Below are 19,769 nucleotides of genomic sequence, written 5' to 3'. Positions count from 1 at the left end.
CCCTATATGGGGAAAGCGGGGAAATTACATGATGAGCGTATTGATTAATATATTGATTGCTGCCGCTATCTTCGGTTATTCCGGCTGGATTCTCTATCGCCATGTGCAAAAAGGGAAACAGGGCGCATGTGCCGGATGTGACAAAGGAAAAAGCTGTCCGGGCGCGTCCAATGACTTTTCACAGACCTGCTGCAGTACTCAAAATAACGTTCCGCCATCCGGACTACACCATAGCAATCAAGCTGGATTGTAATTGTTAACAAACATACAAAGGGACCGGCCAAGGTATCTTCTTGCCGGTCTCTTTGTATGCTCACAGAATTCCCGTTTCAGGCTGATTTCTCCGTGCCTGAGGCTTTATAAAGTACAGAGAGCAACCTGGCGGCCCTGCCTGACGCTCTCCACGCCTTCCTAGGGGACGTAGTGCTCCAGGAAGGGCAAGTTGTAAGTCGGCCCCCCTGGATACCTTTGAGCCTTGCTCGCCTCATTTATGTGGCTGCAGTTCAGCGTGAAGCCTGGACTGCCCGATCTAACGGGCAATTCTCCATTTGGCCCGTGAAGCCAGGAGCCATTCCGTCCTTGCTTTCCGGTTATGCGGTAAATCCGGGGTTCAGCGGAAGCGATATCACAAAACTGGTCCCCTCATTAATCCGGCTGCTGACGGAAATGCGTCCCCCATGGTTTTTGATGATTCGATCGCTGACGGAAAGCCCCAGCCCCGTGCCATTCTCCTTTGTAGTGAAGAACTGGTTGAACAGATGGCTCATGGTGCATACATCCATGCCTTTACCGTTATCGGAGACGGTTATCCGCACCTCTCCGCCTTCTCTATACGCTCCAAGCTCAATCTTCCCTGTGGTATCGTCCAAGCGGTCGGAGATAGCCTCAAGGGCGTTTCGTATCATATTGATCAGGACCTGCTTAATCTGCTTCACATCTACGGAAATATACAAGTCACTGGCTAAAACATTAAGAACGATCTGGCAGCCCTTCATCAATACTTCGCTTTCTGTCAGCAGTATGACTTCTTTCAACAGAGCGGAAATGGAAATGATTCCGGCTTGAGGAGAGGAAGGCTTGGACGAGGACAGAAATTCATGAATAATATCATTGGCACGATCGATCTCGGCCAAGATGATCTTAGCATATTCTTCCTTCCCAAGTCCTTGCAGATGCGGGCGAAGCAGCTGGATAAATCCGCGAATGGCTGTCAAAGGATTCCGGATTTCATGGGCAATGGAGGCGGATAATTTGCCTAGCATGGCCAGATTGTCATTTTGGTAAGCTGTTTGTTCTATCTTTTTATAATCGGAAATTTCCTTGAAAATAAATAAGTAGCTGCCGTTCATATCCGCGCCAAAAGACGCGTTTACCTCCCAATAGCGGCCATACTCGTCCATAAACTCATACATCGTTTTCCCTTTGTCAACCGTCTCCCGATAAATATGCAGCAGTTGTCTCTTCTTGCTGCGGCTCAAAGAAAGATGTGTCAACAAATCGACTACAGTGCATCCTGCCAGCGCATAGCGCTGGAGTTCAAGCATTCCGTACGCCCGAGCATTTACAAAGGTTAGAACTCCTTCTTCATCAAAAAGCATGACTCCACTGTCAATATGCTCCAGAACATTTTCATATGTACTGTCCAGAAGCCCGGCTTGGAACGATCGCGGCGACAGAAGCCGACTTTCGTGAATTTCATGTAGCACGATGTGAAGTTCCTCCTTCAACTGAAATTGACGGAGCAGAACGACTAAATTGACGAAGCAGTTCTGCGACATCAAATTATGCTGTTATATAAATATATGCTATGGAACCGCTAGTACATTCGGCAATCATCTTAGTTTTATTCAGTCATCCAAGCGTTTTAACTATATTCCAATCATATCCAAGAAAAGTGCCCAAAGCAATCAGAGATACTGTCGAATGTAAAAAAATTCATAAAATGATACTTTAGTGCCGTCCCGAAGGCCTACGCAAACAGTCTATTCTTCATGAAAAAGACCCTCGCAATTTAGAGAACACTGAAATTCGTTTCATCAAAACTGAGAATCCGCGATTTACGGCGATTTACGGCAGTTTGCGGTGGTTTTCTTGTACATCAAAAAAGGCCATGGATCTCTACATGAAGTAGAAATACACGACCTTTTTCAGTGTCCACACAATTGCGGAGATCTTTCCAGAGAAGTAATAATACACGCCATGCCTTTACGCTTTTTGCTGAAGACGATTACGCCGCTGACTCATGACGGCGAGTCTTTTCTTTAGCTCCCGCTCCCACTTGACATCACCAATCTGTTTGGACACGGCCAGCAGATCAAGCGCCATATCAATCTGGCTGCGGATAATGGCCAAAGTGTCTTCACTTTCCATATTGACGACATTTTCAAAAATCGACTCTTCGTCTTCCATCACATAATCCTGGAAATCCACATCGGTAACGCCGTCGCCATGCGCGTATTCCGCCAAGATTTCATACTCATTCTCGACCTTGTAATGAACCTCGACCCGGTGACATACCGGGCAAAAAAGCAGGGGAACATTATGGACTTGCGTGCGATAATGCTTAAGCGTCCCCTTCGTACCTACCATACTCGCTCCACAGCAAAAACTCATGATTGTTCACCCTCCTCAGGTCAGTTCCAATGGTTTCGTATTATTGTATTATACTCGGTTTCCGGCGATTCCTGCTAATAAAAGGTTTATATCCACCTTTACCGCCCATTTTAAACAGATCAAGACAAGACTGACGGGCGTTTTGTTGCAAAAAGCCCCCTTGGCCGGATAATCATCCGGAAGGAGGCTTTGATCAGCATTTCAAAGGACATGATGAGGACACCCAGCAGCTTTTGCTTACAGGTTCTTGTCGCCCGGTTTCCAGTTCATAGGGCACAATCCGCCCGATTGCAGCGCCTGCAGCACACGCAGAGTTTCTTCTACGCTGCGGCCTACATCGTTATGGTTAACCACTTGGTATTTCAGTTCGCCTTCCGGATCGATAATGAAGAGACCGCGAAGCGCGATACCTTCTTCTTCGATCAATACGCCGTAATCGCTGGCTACCTTCTTCGTAATGTCCGAAGCAAGCGGGAACTTCAGCTGTCCAAGACCGCCCACATCTTTCGAAGCGTTGATCCAAGCCTTGTGGCTGTGTACGGAATCGATGCTTACGCCAAGAATCTCGGTATCAAGCGCCGTGAATTGGTCGGCTGCTTCGCTGAGCGCCGTAATTTCAGTCGGGCACACGAAAGTGAAATCCAGAGGATAGAAGAAAAATACGAGCCATTTGCCGCGATAGTCGGACAAGCTAACTTTGCCAAATTCTTTACCGTCTCCCGATACGGTTTCCATAGTGAAATCGGGAGCCTGTTTGCCTACCAAACGTTCTGCCATTGCGAAAATCCTCCTTTGATTATGTAAGAAAAACAATCTGCCATCCATCCGCATTAGGTGGTGATATGGCGGTGTCTTTCTTGAGTATGATGGATTTGGTTACGTCTCTGCTGTTACAAACCAAATGGTATCACCGTACAAAATCAAAGTCAAGATTACATTCATTATTTTTTTATAATAATTATAAATAAGCAATTTTCTGTGACGTTTTTCTCTTATTTGCGGATAGCTGCGACAATCAGGTCGCCCATCTCGCTCGTGCTGATCGCCTTGCTCTTGTCTACAGCAATATCGCTGGTACGATGCCCTGCATCAAGCACCTGCGCTACTGCGGCTTCGATTGCAGCGGCCGCGTCTTCATAGCCGAAAGTCAGACGGAACATCAGAGCAAGCGAGAGGATTGTGGCAATTGGATTGGCCAATCCTTGTCCTGCGATGTCTGGAGCGGAGCCGTGCACCGGCTCATAGAGGCCGTAGCTTCCTTCGCCCAGCGAAGCGGAGGCCAACATGCCGATGGAACCTGTGAGCATTGCGGCTTCGTCGCTCAAAATATCGCCGAACATGTTCTCGGTGACGATGACGTCGAAGCTGGACGGACGGCGCAGCAGCTGCATGGCGCAGTTGTCAACCAGCACATGCTCCAGTTCCACGTTCGGATAGTCTGCCGCAACCCGGATAACCACTTCACGCCACAGGCGCGACGTTTCCAGCACGTTCGCTTTGTCTACGGAAGCCAGCTTGCCCCGGCGCTTCCCGGCAATTTCGAACGCCTGGCGGGCGATGCGCTCCACTTCGGTTACATTGTATGCGCAGGTGTCAACCGCTTCTTCCCCCTGCTCGCTTTGACGGCGGAACTTCTCACCGAAGTAAATACCGCCGGTCAGCTCGCGTACGACGATCAGGTCCGTTCCTTCAAGCACTTCCGGCTTCAGCGTGGAGGCATCCTTCAGGCAGTCGAATACGACTGCGGGACGGAGATTCGAGAACAGCCCCAGCGCTTTGCGGATACCCAAAAGTCCGGTCTCCGGACGAAGCTCCTTCGGATTGGTGTCCCACTTGGGACCGCCGACGGCGCCCAGCAGCACAGCGTCCGCGCTTTTGCAGATATCAAGCGTTTCCGCGGGCAGCGGAGTGCCCTTCTCGTCGATTGCGATACCGCCGAACAGCGCGTGCTCGGTCTCAAATTTGTAGCCGAATACTTCCTCGGTTACTTTCAATACTTTTTCCGCTTCCGCCACAACTTCGGGACCAATGCCGTCCCCAGCGATTACGGCGATTTTTTTAACTTCGCTCATTCTTCGTCACTCCTCAAGTTGATCCGCGCCCACGCGGACATAGTTCTTCTGTATATTGTTGTAACATAACATAGTCAAAAGGACAAAGATATGGAATCTATCAAATTAATAGGAATAGCCTATAACCCGGACAGGATCGAATGGAAAACAATGCTTCCGCAAATCAGTGTCAGAATACACGGCTGGGTGCCCCAAGAAGAATTGCGGAGAAACGGCTTCATTGTTTCGCCATTGCTTTTTATTATGGCCCGATCAATAATGAGTGATGCAGTTATATTAATACATCTGCGAATCCGCGCCATCCATTGACCTTGATTATCGCAGCGGGTCTACTCCTTACATCAATAGCGCTCGCTATTGCCGGACGCTAATTACATTTGCTCTTAAGGCTCGAATTCCCCGTCATAACAATCTGGCGGGGTTGTCTGTGCTTGACGTATTGCTCCTGCCTGCAAAGTTGTTTACAATAAGTAAGCAAACGCTTTCTATTACTCGGCTTCTTAAAATTTATTCTGGGGAGTGATCAAGAGGTGCAGTACACGAAGCTTGGCAAATCCGGCATGAAGGTCAGCCGGCTATGTCTGGGGACGATGAATTTTGGACCGCTGACGGACGAGAAAGAAGCTTTCCGTATTATGGACACCGCGCTTGACGCCGGAATCAATTTTTTTGACACTGCGAATGTGTACGGAGGCAGGGAAAGCTCAGGCCTGACCGAAAGCATTATCGGCCGCTGGTTCAAGCAGGGCGGCGGACGGCGGGAAAAGGTTGTGCTAGCCACCAAAGTGTACGGCGCCATGAATGATCAGCTTGACGGTCCGAATAACGAGCGCTCGCTGTCCGCGTACAAAATCCGACGTCACCTGGAAGGCTCCTTGCGGCGGCTGGAAACCGACCATGTCGAGCTGTATCAGATGCACCATGTGGACCGCAGCGTCTCCTGGGACGAGCTGTGGGGAGCCTTTGAGCTGGCTGTAAACCAGGGCAAAATCGGTTATGTCGGCTCCAGCAACTTTGCCGGCTGGGATATTGCGGTTGCTCAAGCGGAAGCGAAGGCCCGGGGCTTCCTTGGCCTCGTATCGGAGCAGCACAAGTACAGCCTGACTTGCCGGCTGCCGGAGCTTGAAGTGCTGCCGGCTTCGCAGAGCCTGGGGCTTGGCGTTATTCCCTGGAGCCCGCTGGACGGCGGTCTGCTCGGCCGCAATGCCCTCAAAAAAATCGCGGGCAGCCGCAGCGGCGGGAATATCGAACGCGTCGAACGGCACCAGACTCAGCTGGAGCAGTTCGCCAAGTTATGTCTGGAGCTTGGCGAACCGCAGGACAATGTCGCTTTGGCCTGGCTTCTGGCCAATCCGGCCGTTACCGCCCCGATCATCGGCCCCCGCTCGCTGGAGCAGTTGGAGAGTTCCCTGCGTTCTCTGGAAGTTGAGCTTGACGATCCCGTTATGGCCCGGCTGGACGAAATCTTCCCCGGACCCGGAGGAGCGGCGCCCAAAGCATACGCCTGGTAAAGAAATGAACAGCAACAGCCGCACGCTTCCGGATTTCTACGAAGCGTGCGGCTTCTTCTTTATTCAAGGCTATTCCGTGATATCCGCGCTCACGCTGCCATTGGTCGTGGAGAGCTTAACCGTATGATTCCCGCTGCCAAGCACCGCGGTTCCATTGTTGTCGCTTTGCTTCTGCCAGTTGACGCTTCCCTTCAGCGATCCATTGGTCGTATCGGCGGTAATCGTCGCATCCGTCTTCCCCGGCAGCGTCAATGAGATGCTGCCATTGCTCGAAGCGCAATCCCAGTTTCCCGTAACGGGAGATTCAATGATTATTCTGCCGTTGCTGCTCTTGGCGTACACTTGGCCGGCAATATTCTCCAGCGTAATGGAGCCGTTGGAACTGGTGATATGAGCGCCTCCCTCCACCCTCTGCAGATCAAGCGAACCGTTGCTTGTATTGGCCTTGACTCCGCCTTTAATTCCCTGCATTTCGATTTTGCCGTTGGATGTGCTCGCCTCGATCCCGCCGTCCAGATCCGAAACGTTCAGCGAACCGTCACTAGTTCCGATCTTGACTGCGAGATCCGCAGGAAGACTTACATTAAGATAGGGACTGTTGCCGGAAAAACCGAAGTAAATGCCCGAAAACAAGCTCTTTTCCGCTGTCATTTCAAGCACTAACGTGTCGCCGTCCGTTCTTATCTTCCAATTTTCTCTCATTGCCTGTTCGCTTTCGCTTTGACTGCTGCCGGGAGCGAGCAGGCGGCCCTCATAGGTTAGAGCGCTTCCCTGAATACCATTCACCTTAACCTTGCCGCTCGGAATCGATATTCTGACCGCTTTGATGTTCTCTCCAATCTGCACCGTTCCGTTAACGGAGCTTAAATGCGCTTTACCCAGCAAGCTGTCCAGCGAGCCTCCCGGAAGCACGGATTGTCCTGCGCTCACGAGGCCCAGCAGCACAATGAGGACGATTGCCCATCCGCTGGTGCGGGCCCTGGCCTCCGTTCTAAACAGCAGCCGCAGCAGCATTTCCAGTCCAAGCAGAATAAGCAGTCCCGGCCACAAATACCCGAGCGCCTCATACGTAAGCTTACCGAATTGAATCAGCGTAAGCATGACGCCAAGCGCAATGCAGCCGAGCGCTGCCGTCAGGCTTCCAATCCTCCATCTACCCATCCCCATAATTCTCCGTTCTTATGCTTTTGTGTTCTTTCTAAGCATATGCAGCCCATAACCGATCAAACCCAGCGACAGCAAAATGGTACCGATATTGATTTGAGTCAGAAAGCGCCACAGTCCCGGGAATACCGTAATCACCAGCAGGAGAATCCCTGCTACGACGCAGGCACCTCCCATCCATGCCGGACTGACGTCATCCTGCGGGTAATCGGGCATCGGGGGCATGACAAACGGCGGCCAAGGCGAGCCAAGACCTTCCGGCCCATACATCAGCCGTTCGTGCTCTGCGGCAGCGATCTTGTTCCATGTGGCCTTTTGCAGAGCATCAAACAACTGATAGAACCACAGGGCGGCCAGCGCGAACGGGAATACCGTCGGCATGGAAGGAATAAAGACGATGCAGACAAACGCGCCGATCATAAATTGCATTCCCTGTTTTTTGAAGCCCAGATACAAATGTCCGAGTCCCGGAACCATGGCCAGCATAAAAGTGAGCCAGCGTTTCTTTTTTATCATGTAACATCCTCCTGATCATGTGTCTTGCCGACATTCCGCTTGCAACATACTAATCTATAGCTTCCGCTCTAGCGGGTCCCCTGGGTGCCGAACAGCGCCGTGACCGAGTTCGACATGTGGCCGTTGATTTCTGTCAGCCCGTAACCCAGCTGTTCAAATACGCCGTATTGAAGCAGCACAAAGGTCAGACAGGCCGCGAGCCCGTAGTGAACCCATGAGGTCCGGCGCGCAGAGCGCCGCCTTGAAGCAGCAGGTCCCGCACCATCAGATTGCCGCACAGCTTCCAGCCGTTCGATTTCCGCCATCACCTGCGGGACGAGATCGGGTATACCGGAGAGCGGCTGAAAGTCCGAAGCGCTGTCCGCTTCCTTCCAAATTTCCTCCATCGCCCTTGCTTCCTCCAGCCACCGCGCACAGTCGGGGCACGCCACAATATGCTGCGTCATTTCCCGCTCCGCTTCGGGAGTCACCAGACCTTCGATATAATGGGGAAGCCATTCCATCACTGTATTGCATTTCATTCCCATCTCTCCCCTTTTCTGCGCATGATCTGTCTGGCGCGGTACAGCTGTGATTCGACCGTTTTTACCGATATGCCTTTCGCTTCAGCTATTTCCTGATAGGACTGCCGGTTAAAGTAGTACAGCTGCACGACCGACCGGTACGGTTCGGCAAGACTGTTCACACTTTGTCCCAGTTCCTCGGAAGCCTCCTTGCGGAGCGCAGCATGTTCCGGCGTCTGTGAAGTCACATAGTCATTCTCCGTATAATCCGCCATGCTGCGATACTTCCACTCCCTGTCATTGGCTCTTTTCCAGTCCAGACAAGTACGGTAGGCAATCCGATACAGCCAGGTAGAAAATGAGGATTGTCCCCGGAAGGAGGGAAGCGCCTTGTAGGCTTTGATAAATACCTCCTGGGCCATATCTTTGGCCGACTCGGATTCTCCCGTTATTTTGATGCATACCCGGTATACCAAGCCCTGATAGCGCGTCACCAAATGAGCAAAAGCCTGACGCTCGCCGTTCAGTACGGCCGATATCCATTCCGCCTCTTCCAGTTGTCTCCCCTCCCCTTCTACATTACGTTTGACGTTCGCCTCTTCCGCTACCCTGCAAAAATATCTATTTCTATAATAAAACAAATTAGGACAAAACTTTGGTAACCGGCCAAAGGCTTCGGCACTTACCGGCTTCGTTTGAGAGTGAAACCGGCCCCTAATCAATTTTACAGCATCCTCGTACCTGGCGTCAGATCCTCCTCCGCAAAAATACATAAACAGCGAAAGGCTGGGATAGAGCGAGGAATCTCGGCAGAGCTTATTCCGTGCGTATACGCATAAAAAAGGACTGTTTCTGAGCTGAATTCACCCCGAAACAGTCCATATATACTGCCGTTCTCATGGTCTAAAAGCTGCGAGCGTCGCTTCCTATAAGTGAGCGTTCTCGCGCTTTGTATACGTCTTGCGCTTCTCAATCAGCTTGTTGAGCGCATCAAGATAAGCACGGGCGCTGGCCTCCAGAATGTCAGTGCTGAGTCCTCTCCCCGCCGCAGCGACAATACCCTGAGACAAAATGACATGCACCTCGCCCTGGGCGTCCTTGCCTTGAGTGACGGATTTGATGGAATAATCGTCCAGCTTGACTTCCTCGCGAGTTGCCTGGTCGATGGCGTTATATATCGCATCCACCGAGCCGTTCCCCTCAGCTACTGCAACAATTGGCTCCTCCGGCGGGCCGTTAAGAATCAACTTGGCGGTCGGCGTCGCTTCATTGCCGTATGTGACGTACAGGGTGCGCAGGCTGTAAATCTCCGGCGTAACGCCCAGCCGCTCTTCCATCAGCGCCAAAATATCCTCGTCGGATACTTCCTTCTTCCTGTCCGCTAAATCCTTGAATCTGGAGAACGCCGCATTCAGTACATCGTCCGGCAGATCATAGCCCAGATCGGTCAGCTTATCCCGGAAAGCATGGCGGCCGGAATGCTTGCCGAGCACCAGTTTGCTCTCCTTCAGGCCAATCGTTTCCGGCGTCATAATCTCGTATGTCGTCTTCTCCTTGAGCATGCCGTCCTGATGAATGCCCGACTCATGCGCAAAAGCGTTCGCGCCGACGATCGCCTTGTTCCCCGGCACGACCATACCGGTCAATTTGCTGACCAGGCGGCTTGTGCGCGAAATCTCGGACAGCACAAGCGACGTCTTCGCCCCAAAGAAATTGCTGCGCGTCTCGAGCGCCATTGCAACCTCTTCAATTGCCGTATTGCCCGCGCGTTCACCGATGCCGTTGATTGTGCCCTCGATTTGATCCGCCCCATTCTGGATCGCCGCCAGCGTATTCGCCGTGGCCATTCCCAGATCGTTATGGCAGTGCGCGCTAAGCTGAACGCGGTCGATGTCAGGAACATTTTCTTTTAAATATTTGAAGATTGCCCCGTACTCCGACGGATTCAAATATCCGACCGTATCCGGAATGTTGACGACGCTCGCACCTTCGCGAACGGCCATGCCGACGACCTCGGCCATAAAGTCGAGCTCGGTTCGTCCCGCATCCTCAAGCGAAAATTCCAGCTTGGAGAAATACTTCTTCGCATAGCGGATGGCTGCCTGCGCCGTCTCCAGAACCTGCCCCTTATCCATCCGGAGCTTATGCTGACGGTGAATCGGGGAAGTCGCGAGAAAGAGATGAATACAAGGGTCCTGCGCGCCCTGCAGCGCCTCCTTGACGGCATCGATATCGCTTTCACGGGATCTGGAAAGGCCAATGACGGTTACATTCTTTACCGCTCTGGCAACTGCATTGACTGCGGCCAAATCTCCCGGCGATGCCGCGGGAAACCCCGCTTCCATACGGTCAATCCCCAGCTTTTCCAGTTGATAGGCGATCTCCAGCTTCTCCTGAGTATTCAGATTCACGCCGGGGGACTGTTCTCCGTCACGCAGTGTTGTATCGAAAATATAAATTTTTCGCATGCCGGGCACCTCCTTAAAAGTAATCATCAAACGCTCCAAATGCGGCCCGCGTAAAGCGGAGCCGCACCTGAAGACTTGCGTTTATATGTGTATCCTTAGACTGATACTGATTATGCCAATCTTATTTCTTGATCCAAGCCATCATTTCGCGCAGTTGTCCGCCAACAACTTCGATCGGATGAGCAGCTTCGTTGCGGCGTGTAGCGGTCAGGAAAGCACGGCCCGATTGGTTCTCGAGAATGAAATCGCGAGCAAATTTACCCTGCTGGATATCGCTGAGCACAGCCTTCATCGCTTTCTTCGTTTCGTCGGTTACAACGCGCGGACCAGTTACATAGTCGCCGTATTCCGCCGTGTTACTGATGGAATCGCGCATCGTTGCCATACCTCCTTCATAGATGAGGTCAACGATCAGCTTCATTTCATGCAAGCACTCAAAGTAAGCCATTTCCGGAGCATAGCCAGCTTCAACCAGCGTTTCAAAGCCAGCTTTGATCAGAGCTGTGACGCCGCCGCACAGTACGGCCTGTTCACCGAACAGATCGGTTTCCGTCTCTTCGCGGAAGGAGGTTTCGATTACCCCTGCGCGGGTACAGCCAATACCTTTGGCATAAGCAAGGCCGATCGCCTTCGCGCTGCCTGTTGCATCCTGCTCGATCGCGATCAGGCCGGGAACACCAAAGCCTTCTTCATAAGTGCGGCGAACCATGTGTCCTGGGGACTTAGGCGCAACCAGCAGCACATCCGAATCCTTCGGAGCTACGATTTGGCCGAAATGAACGTTGAAGCCGTGGGAGAACATGAGCGCCGCGCCTTGTTTCAGGTTTGGTTCGATTTCGTTCTTGTAAACGGCCGCCTGGGTTTCGTCAGGCATCAGAATTTGCACTACGTCCGCACGGGATACCGCTTCGGAGACCGGCAGCACTTCGAAACCGTCATTCTTTGCGGTTTGGAACGATTTGCCTTCGCGCAGGCCGATGATGACTTGAAGTCCGCTGTCGCGCAGGTTCTGCGCCTGGGCATGTCCCTGGCTGCCATAACCGATAACCGCGATTGTTTTACCTTTTAATACGCTCAGATCTCCATCCTGCTCATAGTACGTTGTTACTGCCATTGATAAAATCCTCCTTTAATTTGGAACCCATCTAAAGAGCGGGTGCTTCAGGAGAAGGGCTGTACATGCAGCACTTTCCCTCAAGCTCCCGCTCTTTCGCGGGCATACCGTTCATTATTATATTGTACTGCAAAAAAGCAGCAATTCGCTAAAGCTGTAAAATATACCTATTGCACATTTCCGCGGATCATTGCCGTAACGCCGGTCCGGGACAGCTCTCTGATGCCGTAAGGCTTCAGCAGTTCGATCATAGCGTCGATCTTCTGCGTGTCCCCAACCACCTGCACAAGCATGCTCGTGCTGCCGATGTCGACTACGGAGGCGCGGAACGTTTCGACCACGCCCATAATCTCCGGCCGCTCGGAAGGATCGGCCTTGACCTTAATCAGCGCCAACTCTCTGGCAACCATCGGCTTTGCGCTAAGGTCAACAACCTTGATGACATCGATCAGCTTATAGAGCTGCTTCTCAATCTGCTCCAGCTGGTCATCATCTCCCAAGGTTACGATGACCATCCGGGAAAGTCCAGCCTCCTCGGATTGACCAACGGTAATGCTCTCAATATTAAACCCGCGCCGTCCGAACAGCCCCGATACCCGTTGGAGCACACCAGGCTGGTCGTTCACCAGCACGGAAATCGTATTTCTTTCCACCGTTATTCATCCCCCATCAGCATTTGATCGATGGTCGAGCCCTGGGTTACCATCGGGTAGACATTTTCGTCCTTGGAAACAAGGAATTCCACCAATACCGGCCCCGGCGTTTCCAAAGCTTCCTGCCATGCCGCCCTTGCTTCTTCCTTCGTTGTCGCCCGGATTCCTTTTACACCGTAAGCTTCCGCCAGCTTCACAAAGTTCGGGCTGCCGGCCAGATCCGTATAGCTGTAACGCTTCTCATAAATGAGATTCTGCCACTGCCGCACCATCCCGAGCACCTCGTTGTTGATAACGACGATCTTAACCGGGATGTTATTGATCGCACAGATGGCCAGCTCCTGGGAACACATCTGCATACCGCCGTCGCCGTTGATCGATACGACGAGCCGGTCCGGGTTCGCCATCTGCGCGCCGATCGCCGAAGGGAAACCGAAGCCCATCGTTCCAAGACCGCCCGACGTAATAAAGGAACGCGGATGATTGAACTTGTAATACTGCGCCGCCCACATTTGATGCTGGCCAACGTCCGTCGTCACGATTGCTTCGCCTTTCGTGGTTTCATTGATCAGCTCAATGACCCACTGGGGCTTCAGCACTTTGCCTTCATCATTGTAACGAAGCGGTTTATCCAGCTTCCACTGGGCAATCTGGGTTCTCCATGCGTCCGCTTTGGAAGCCCGTTCAACTTCGGGAATCAGCATCTCCAGGACCGTCTTGACGTCTCCTACGATTGGAATGTCAGGAGATATGTTCTTTCCGATTTCGGCAGGGTCGATGTCGATATGCACGATCTTGGCTTTTGGCGCGAAGCCGTCAAGCTTACCCGTTACGCGGTCGTCGAACCGGGCTCCAATGTTGATCAGCAAATCGCACTGCTGGATGGCGTTGTTCGCCGTGTACGTGCCGTGCATGCCCGGCATTCCCACCCACAATTCGTCGCCACTCGGGAAAGCGCCCAGTCCTAGCAGCGTTGTCGTGATCGGAATTTCCGTCCGCTTGACGAATTCGTACATCGCTTCATGCGCGCCGGAATAGATAACCCCGCCGCCAGCAATGATGATCGGCCGCTCCGCTTCCGAAATCGCGCGCACCAGTTTGTCGAGCTGCAGCTTGTTCGGAACCGTGCGCGGATTGTATCCCCGAAGATTTACGTTATTCACGGGAGTGAACAGCGTCTTCGCCGCGGATACATCCTTTGGAATATCGATAAGCACCGGCCCTTTGCGGCCCGTCGATGCGATATGGAAAGCTTCATGAATGATTCTAGGCAGGTCTTCCACATTGCGCACCAGATAGCTATGCTTGGTAATTGGCATCGTGATGCCGGTAATGTCCGCTTCCTGGAAAGCGTCCGTACCGATCAGGCTTGAGAATACGTTGCCCGTGATGACCACCAGCGGAACGGAATCCATATACGCTGTAGCGATTCCGGTGACCAGATTGGTCGCCCCTGGTCCGGAAGTCGCGATACAGACGCCCGGCTTGCCGCTTGCTCTTGCATATCCGTCCGCCGCATGAATCGCGCCCTGCTCATGCCGGGTCAGCACATGCTTGAAATCATTGAATCCGTATAATGCGTCATAGATATACAGGACGGCTCCCCCGGGATATCCGAACACGGTATCCACGCCCTCCAGGACCAGGCTGCGCAGCAGAATCTCCGACCCCGAAATCACTTCCGGCGTCTTCCATTTCTCCCGTAACTCCTCTGTCGACCGCATTTCCGGTATTTGCGTCATCATTCAGTCATCCTCCTTACAAAATGTCAACTTTCCTATGCAAACGACGATCGCCTTTTGTTCATCCATTTCATCCGGCTTCATACAAAACAAAAAGCCTTTCATCTCCTCTGCGCCGAATAAGCGCGTGAGGGACGAAAGGCTGTTCTTCCGTGGTACCACCCATATTTACATAGCATCTCGCGATGCAATGCCTTGGCAGGTATGCAAAAACCCATCGATGTAGGCAAAAGCCGATCTTTGCAACCTAAAGTCCGTAACGCGGACCACACGATTTCCCCTAATAATTCCACCGGATCAGGCTGGCGGACCTTTCAGGGAAACAGCTCCGAGGTGAGCTCGTATATAAGGGGTTTTGGCGGTGGTTTCAGCAGTTCCACCCGCTCTCTGGTCAAAAGAGCCCTTAAAACTTCGTCCTCTTCATTGCCGATATGCTCGTTAAAATGTTTAGACACATTATATGATTCCTTACACGGTTAGTCAATCCCTTATTTTAAACTCTCCGTCTTGTCCTTCTTTTATTCTGGGCGGAACATCCAGCCCCCCGTCTATCATATGATGTACGACAAAGTGTGGAAGGGGGATGCACCGTGATCCGTTACCGCCGCCCCAAGCAGGACGATGAGATTATTCACCGGTTAATTGAGACCGAGCTTGTGCCTTTGTCCCATTTGCCCGCAAAAGTGCTGGAACAGGTCAAAAAAGAACTCCCGCGCCGGCTCGGGCAGGGAGTTACGCTTGTAGCGAGCGCTGATTATGACAGCGACCCGCTGGGATTTGTCCATTTTATGCTGCACGGAGATTTACTCTATATCGATATGCTGGCCGTCGCCGCTTCGGCGAAACGAAAGCGCTGGGGAAATCTGCTGATGGACCGGGCGGAGCGGTTTGCATTATCACGCGGATGCCATCGATCCAAAGTAGCTGTAGACGTCGGAAATGCCGCCGGGCTCTCTTTTTACGAGAAGCTGGACTATATCGTGATCCGGTATGTGCCGCAGAGTATGTGCTATGAGATGGAAAAGCGCTTCTTGCCGCCAGGCATTTGAGTTATCTCTTAAAAAAAACCGTAAGGGTAAGGTCCGCCGCCATAACCGCCAGGGCCGTACCCATGGCTGTAACCATATCCCGGACCGTAAGGCGAGTAGGGTCCATAGCCATATCCTCCGTAGGCGTAAGGAGCGGTTCCTACTGCGAGCAGGTCGAACAGCACGAGCGGTATGATGGCTTTGATTTGCACTTTTTTGCCTCCGGTACGCTGTACGATCAGACGATTGCCCGAAATGCGAAGCAGCTTGCCCGCAACCTTTGTTCCGTCTTTTTTCACCGCTACGATATTTTTGCCCACCAGCTTCATAACCTGCTTCTTGGTCACTTGTTGTGTCATAATATCCCTCCCACTTTCCAGTGTTTTCATTGGAACTCAGATCGTATTGCCGCCTTCGAGTACAGTGTATTCGGAGCCGCTCCATCCTGCCTGTACCTATGCCCAGACTATCCAGAATTGCCTGGCGAAGCAGTTCTCCGCCAAACAAAAAACCGCACTCCCGGCCGAAACCGGAAATGCGGTTGGAACAGAAATGGCGCGTCAGCGGACCCTCCATTAACGTTTGCTTGGATCGTAAGGCTGTCCGAGCGCAGACGGCGCCGAGGAGCGGCCCACCGCGCTCACGAGAACGATGATTGTCAGCACATACGGAATCATATAAATAAATTCCTGCGGAATACTCTGGGACCAGCCGAATAACTGAACATAGTTGCGAATCGCCTGCGAAAAACCGAAGAACACGGCGGCGCCAAAGGCGCCAAGCGGATTCCATTTGCCGAAAATCATAGCCGCAATCGCAATAAAGCCCTGCCCGGAAATCGTGTTGTGGGCAAAGGTGCCTGTAGTCGTCAGCGTGATCGTCGCGCCGCCTATGCCTGCGAACATTCCGCTGAGCATCACACCGACATAACGCATACGGTTGACGTTAACGCCAAGCGTATCCGCCGCGCTCGGATGCTCACCGACCGCCCGAAGACGAAGACCAAACGGCGTTTTGAACAGAAGGTAATACACGACAATAACCAGTATGATCGCCAAGTACGTAGTTGGATAGTTGTTGAACAGACCGGGTCCGATAACCGGAATTTTGGAAAGCACCGGAATCGGATATTTGCTAAAGCCATCAATGAGAGGAGTTTCGCCCGCCCCTTCAAACAGCAGCTTAACCAGGTAAAGCGTGCTGCCTGCGGCCAGGAAGTTGATTACCGTACCGCTGATCGTCTGGTCCGCTTTGAACGTAATGGAAGCAACGGCATGGATAAGCGCTCCAAGCATGCCGACCGCCATAGCGCAGAGGACACCGATCCAAGGAGCCATGGTTTCATAGCCGGCGTCCTGCGCATAATAACCGCCGACGGCGGCGGCAAAGGCGCCGAACATCATCAGACCTTCAAGCCCGATGTTAACCACGCCCGAGCGTTCGGAGAAGATGCCCCCAAGGGCGGCAAAAATGAGCGCTGTGGAAAATACTAGCGTTGTATTGAGCATTTGGCCCAGTGTCAGCAAATCCATCTATAACACCTTCTCTTTCTTGCGCTTGAAGTAAAACGGCTTAAGCACCCAGCGGACAATCCCCTGTGCCGCGATAAAGAATATGATCGAGCCGATCACGATGCGGATCAGTTCCGGAGGGACATCTGCGTTGAAGCTCATGCCTGCAGAACCGTAGGTCAGCATGCCGTACAGGATCGCGGCCAGAATGACCCCGAATGGATGAGTAAGCCCCAGCAGCGCAACGGCAATCCCGTCAAACCCATAGCCCGGTGAAGCCGCGAGTACAGACTGGTAGTGGAATACTCCAAGCACCTCGCCCGCTCCGGCGAGTCCGGCAAACACTCCCGCGATGAACATTGACTTCATTACATTGCGTCTGACATTCATGCCAGCATATTCCGCAGCATGGGAATTCAGGCCTACAGCGCGCATTTCGAAGCCCTGCTTCGTTTTCCACAAGTAGATGTAAAAGAACACCGCCGCCGCAAGCGCGATAACAGTCCCCCAATGCAGACGGGCGTTGTCAAAGATGGAGTTCAAAAAAGTGAGCGACATCGACGCAGGAATATCCTCTGAGCGGTTCTGCCCCGGAATCAGGAGGAACGTTCTTACGATATAGTTCGCAAGGTACAGGGCAACCCAATTTAACATAATGGTCGTAATAACCTCGTTAATGCCCCGCTTGGCCTTCAGATAACCTGCTATTCCGGCCCACATTCCGCCGAACAGACCCGCTCCGATCACTGCCAGCGGCACCAATAAAAATGCGGGAAGTCCAGCCAGCTTGATTCCGATAACTGAGGCTGCGGTCATTCCGATCAGCACCTGTCCGTCCGCGCCGATGTTGAACATCCCTGAACGGAAAGCAAAGGCCACGGAAAGACCGGTCAGCATCAGCGGCGTCATTTCGCGGATCGCTTCTCCAAAATCATACGCGCTGCCGAATACGCGTTTGAACAAAGCGCCATAGGCTGCGATCGGATCATAACCGCCGATCAGCATTACTGCCGCGCCAACCAGAAATCCGAGCAGAATCGCGACAAGAGGCACAATATAGCTGTCTGTCGCAAATATTTTTTTAAGCTTATACACCCGCTTTACCTCCCCGCTTCAAGCTGCCCGCCATCATTAGCCCAAGCTCCTGATCATTCGTATCCTTAGGATAGACCTCGCCGACAATTTGCCCTTCGTAAATAACGGCGATTCGGTCGGACACATTCATAATTTCGTCCAGCTCGAATGAAACTAACAGCACAGCCTTGCCTTGATCTCTCTGGGCGATAAGCTGCTTTTGCACAAACTCGATAGCGCCCACATCAAGCCCCCGCGTCGGCTGTGCCGCAATCAGCAGGGTCGGCTCTTTGTCTATTTCCCGCGCAATAATTGCTTTTTGCTGGTTGCCGCCGGACAGAGAACGCGCTGTATTGTGAATCGATGGCGTACGCACGTCGAACGCCCTAACCAGCTCCTCGGCATGCTTGTCAATGACTTCGTTATTCATAAATCCATTCCGGTTATACGGGCTTTTGTAGTAGGTTTCAAGCACCATATTCTCGCTGACAGTAAAGTCAAGCACGAGTCCGTGCTTATGCCGGTCCTCCGGAATATGCGAAACGTTCATTTCCGAAATTTTGCGCGGAGACAGATTGGCTATTTCCTTCCCTTCCACGGCAATCGAACCGGAATCGATTTTGCGGAGGCCCGTGATGGCCTGGATCAGCTCGCTCTGTCCGTTTCCGTCAACGCCGGCTATGCCCAGAATTTCCCCAGCCTTGACTTCAAAGCTGAGATTATTCAATACAGGTATGCCTTCCTTATTCTTGCTGTTAACTCCGTCTAGCTTCAGCACCGTCTTCCCGATGTTCGGAGTCTGCTTGTCCACTTTAAACGTAACGCCTCGGCCGACCATTTTCTCTGCCAAATCGCTCGGATTGGTCTCAGAAGTTTGGACCGTGTCGATAACCTTGCCACGGCGGATGATCGTTACCCTGTCCGATATGGTCATTATTTCTTTTAGCTTATGGGTAATCAGAATTATGGATTTGCCCTCGGCGACCAGGCGTTTCATAATCGCCATGAGCTCATTGATTTCCTGAGGGGTAAGTACGGCGGTGGGTTCGTCAAATATAAGAATATCCGCACCGCGGTACAAGGTTTTCATAATTTCCACACGCTGCTGCATCCCTACCGAAATATCATGGATTTTGGCATGCGGATTAACTTGAAGACCGTACAGCTCCGACAGCTTGCGAACCTGCTCCGCTGCGGATTTATAGTCGATTTTAAGACCTTTCTTCGGTTCTGTTCCAAGAATAATATTCTCGGTCACTGTAAAAGGCTCTACAAGCTTGAAATGCTGGTGCACCATACCGATGCCAAGCTCAATGGCTTTATTCGGGCTATCGATTATAACCGGCTTCCCGCCGATTTCAATACTGCCCTCATCGGGCTGATACAGTCCAAATACGATATTCATTAGTGTAGACTTACCTGCTCCATTCTCACCTAGCAGCGCATGGATCTCGCCTTTCTCCAGCGTCAGGCTGATGGAGTCATTGGCGATAATACCGGGAAAGCGTTTTGTGATTTGCTTCAACTCTACGACAGGAGCCGCAGCACTCATGGAATCACCCTCATTACAGGAATATATTACAGCGTTGCCGCTAATGTCCTTGGCCCAAAGCGGGGGTCGTCCTCGGAACTCTAGCGGGATAAAAAGATAATGGATGGAGTTCTGAACCTCCGAATATCCCTAGACATGGCAGACATGGCTGTACCGCCCTTTTCTGGGGGCGGTAACCAAGCCGGATTAACCTAGTAGATAAATGTAATCGTCCTGAAATCGGCCAAGCCAGTCTTCCTAATTCTACT

Annotated in this window: 19 protein-coding genes; 3 read left to right on the top strand and 16 right to left on the bottom strand. The window is 52.1% G+C overall.

Features of this window, described 5'->3' with window-relative positions; genetic code table 11:
* Positions 1-28: 28 nt before the first annotated feature.
* Positions 29-253, top strand: coding sequence for a FeoB-associated Cys-rich membrane protein (locus KP014_RS10425; protein ID WP_343223086.1), 225 nt, complete (start codon positions 29-31; stop codon positions 251-253).
* Positions 254-590: 337 nt separating this feature from the next.
* On the opposite strand, the gene KP014_RS10420 is transcribed toward KP014_RS10425, so the two are convergent.
* The 4 genes from KP014_RS10420 to leuB all read right to left on the bottom strand — a co-directional run bounded on the left by KP014_RS10420 (position 591) and on the right by leuB (position 4,685).
* Positions 591-1,706, bottom strand: coding sequence for an ATP-binding protein (locus tag KP014_RS10420; RefSeq protein ID WP_036600556.1), 1,116 nt, complete (start codon positions 1,704-1,706; stop codon positions 591-593).
* 499 nt (positions 1,707-2,205) lie between these two features.
* The gene (locus KP014_RS10415; protein ID WP_036600538.1) at positions 2,206-2,613 is read right to left on the bottom strand and encodes a hypothetical protein; all 408 of its coding nucleotides are present in this window, start codon (positions 2,611-2,613) and stop codon (positions 2,206-2,208) included.
* Positions 2,614-2,850: 237 nt separating this feature from the next.
* Positions 2,851-3,390 carry a peroxiredoxin gene (locus KP014_RS10410; protein WP_036600536.1) on the bottom strand — a complete coding sequence of 180 codons (540 nt, stop codon included), beginning with the start codon at positions 3,388-3,390 and terminating at the stop codon, positions 2,851-2,853.
* A 215-nt stretch (positions 3,391-3,605) separates the two neighbouring features.
* Complete coding sequence (gene leuB, locus KP014_RS10405) at positions 3,606-4,685, bottom strand: 3-isopropylmalate dehydrogenase (RefSeq protein WP_036600533.1); 1,080 nt, start codon at positions 4,683-4,685, stop codon at positions 3,606-3,608.
* A gap of 530 nt (positions 4,686-5,215) precedes the next feature.
* Between leuB and KP014_RS10400 the strand changes: the two genes are divergently transcribed.
* On the top strand, positions 5,216-6,196 hold the full coding sequence (locus KP014_RS10400; RefSeq protein ID WP_090834002.1) for an aldo/keto reductase: 981 nt from the start codon (positions 5,216-5,218) through the stop codon (positions 6,194-6,196).
* A gap of 69 nt (positions 6,197-6,265) precedes the next feature.
* Here the strand turns inward: KP014_RS10400 and KP014_RS10395 are convergent, their stop codons facing one another.
* The 8 genes from KP014_RS10395 to ilvB form a co-directional block, all read right to left on the bottom strand.
* The gene (locus KP014_RS10395) at positions 6,266-7,357 is read right to left on the bottom strand and encodes a DUF4097 family beta strand repeat-containing protein (RefSeq protein ID WP_036587826.1); all 1,092 of its coding nucleotides are present in this window, start codon (positions 7,355-7,357) and stop codon (positions 6,266-6,268) included.
* An 18-nt stretch (positions 7,358-7,375) separates the two neighbouring features.
* Positions 7,376-7,876 carry a hypothetical protein gene (locus KP014_RS10390; RefSeq protein WP_051499264.1) on the bottom strand — a complete coding sequence of 167 codons (501 nt, stop codon included), beginning with the start codon at positions 7,874-7,876 and terminating at the stop codon, positions 7,376-7,378.
* A gap of 68 nt (positions 7,877-7,944) precedes the next feature.
* The gene (locus KP014_RS10385) at positions 7,945-8,397 is read right to left on the bottom strand and encodes an anti-sigma factor family protein (protein WP_036587823.1); all 453 of its coding nucleotides are present in this window, start codon (positions 8,395-8,397) and stop codon (positions 7,945-7,947) included.
* Positions 8,394-9,020: an RNA polymerase sigma factor gene (locus tag KP014_RS10380; protein ID WP_175491820.1), complete on the bottom strand. Its 627-nt coding sequence runs from the start codon at positions 9,018-9,020 to the stop codon at positions 8,394-8,396. The genes KP014_RS10385 and KP014_RS10380 overlap by 4 nt, the downstream gene beginning before the upstream one ends.
* Before the next feature lie 285 nt (positions 9,021-9,305).
* Positions 9,306-10,847 carry a 2-isopropylmalate synthase gene (locus KP014_RS10375; protein ID WP_036587821.1) on the bottom strand — a complete coding sequence of 514 codons (1,542 nt, stop codon included), beginning with the start codon at positions 10,845-10,847 and terminating at the stop codon, positions 9,306-9,308.
* A 121-nt stretch (positions 10,848-10,968) separates the two neighbouring features.
* Entirely contained in the window at positions 10,969-11,961 is a 993-nt protein-coding gene (ilvC, locus tag KP014_RS10370) for a ketol-acid reductoisomerase (RefSeq protein ID WP_036587818.1), read from the bottom strand.
* A 167-nt stretch (positions 11,962-12,128) separates the two neighbouring features.
* The gene (ilvN, locus tag KP014_RS10365; protein ID WP_036587815.1) at positions 12,129-12,614 is read right to left on the bottom strand and encodes an acetolactate synthase small subunit; all 486 of its coding nucleotides are present in this window, start codon (positions 12,612-12,614) and stop codon (positions 12,129-12,131) included.
* A 2-nt stretch (positions 12,615-12,616) separates the two neighbouring features.
* The gene (ilvB, locus tag KP014_RS10360) at positions 12,617-14,359 is read right to left on the bottom strand and encodes a biosynthetic-type acetolactate synthase large subunit (protein WP_036587812.1); all 1,743 of its coding nucleotides are present in this window, start codon (positions 14,357-14,359) and stop codon (positions 12,617-12,619) included.
* A 587-nt stretch (positions 14,360-14,946) separates the two neighbouring features.
* On the opposite strand from ilvB, the gene KP014_RS10355 reads away from it, so the two are divergent.
* Positions 14,947-15,405 (top strand): GNAT family N-acetyltransferase, encoded by a 459-nt coding sequence (locus KP014_RS10355; RefSeq protein WP_036587809.1) that lies wholly within the window; start codon positions 14,947-14,949, stop codon positions 15,403-15,405.
* A gap of 8 nt (positions 15,406-15,413) precedes the next feature.
* Here KP014_RS10355 and KP014_RS10350 read toward each other — a convergent pair whose 3' ends face one another.
* The 4 genes from KP014_RS10350 to KP014_RS10335 all read right to left on the bottom strand — a co-directional run bounded on the left by KP014_RS10350 (position 15,414) and on the right by KP014_RS10335 (position 19,521).
* Positions 15,414-15,743, bottom strand: coding sequence for a hypothetical protein (locus KP014_RS10350; RefSeq protein WP_036587806.1), 330 nt, complete (start codon positions 15,741-15,743; stop codon positions 15,414-15,416).
* 216 nt (positions 15,744-15,959) lie between these two features.
* Positions 15,960-16,916, bottom strand: coding sequence for an ABC transporter permease (locus tag KP014_RS10345; protein ID WP_036587803.1), 957 nt, complete (start codon positions 16,914-16,916; stop codon positions 15,960-15,962).
* A complete protein-coding gene (locus tag KP014_RS10340) occupies positions 16,917-17,990 on the bottom strand; it encodes an ABC transporter permease (protein ID WP_036587800.1) in 1,074 nt (357 codons plus the stop codon).
* The gene (locus tag KP014_RS10335) at positions 17,983-19,521 is read right to left on the bottom strand and encodes an ABC transporter ATP-binding protein (protein ID WP_036587798.1); all 1,539 of its coding nucleotides are present in this window, start codon (positions 19,519-19,521) and stop codon (positions 17,983-17,985) included. Before KP014_RS10335 ends, KP014_RS10340 begins: the two co-directional genes overlap by 8 nt.
* Between the last annotated feature and the right edge of the window lie 248 nt (positions 19,522-19,769).

Origin of the sequence: Paenibacillus sophorae (assembly GCF_018966525.1) — a bacterium.
Classification (GTDB): Bacteria; Bacillota; Bacilli; order Paenibacillales; family Paenibacillaceae; genus Paenibacillus_AQ; species Paenibacillus_AQ sophorae.
This window is presented reverse-complemented; position numbering and strand designations above follow the sequence as displayed.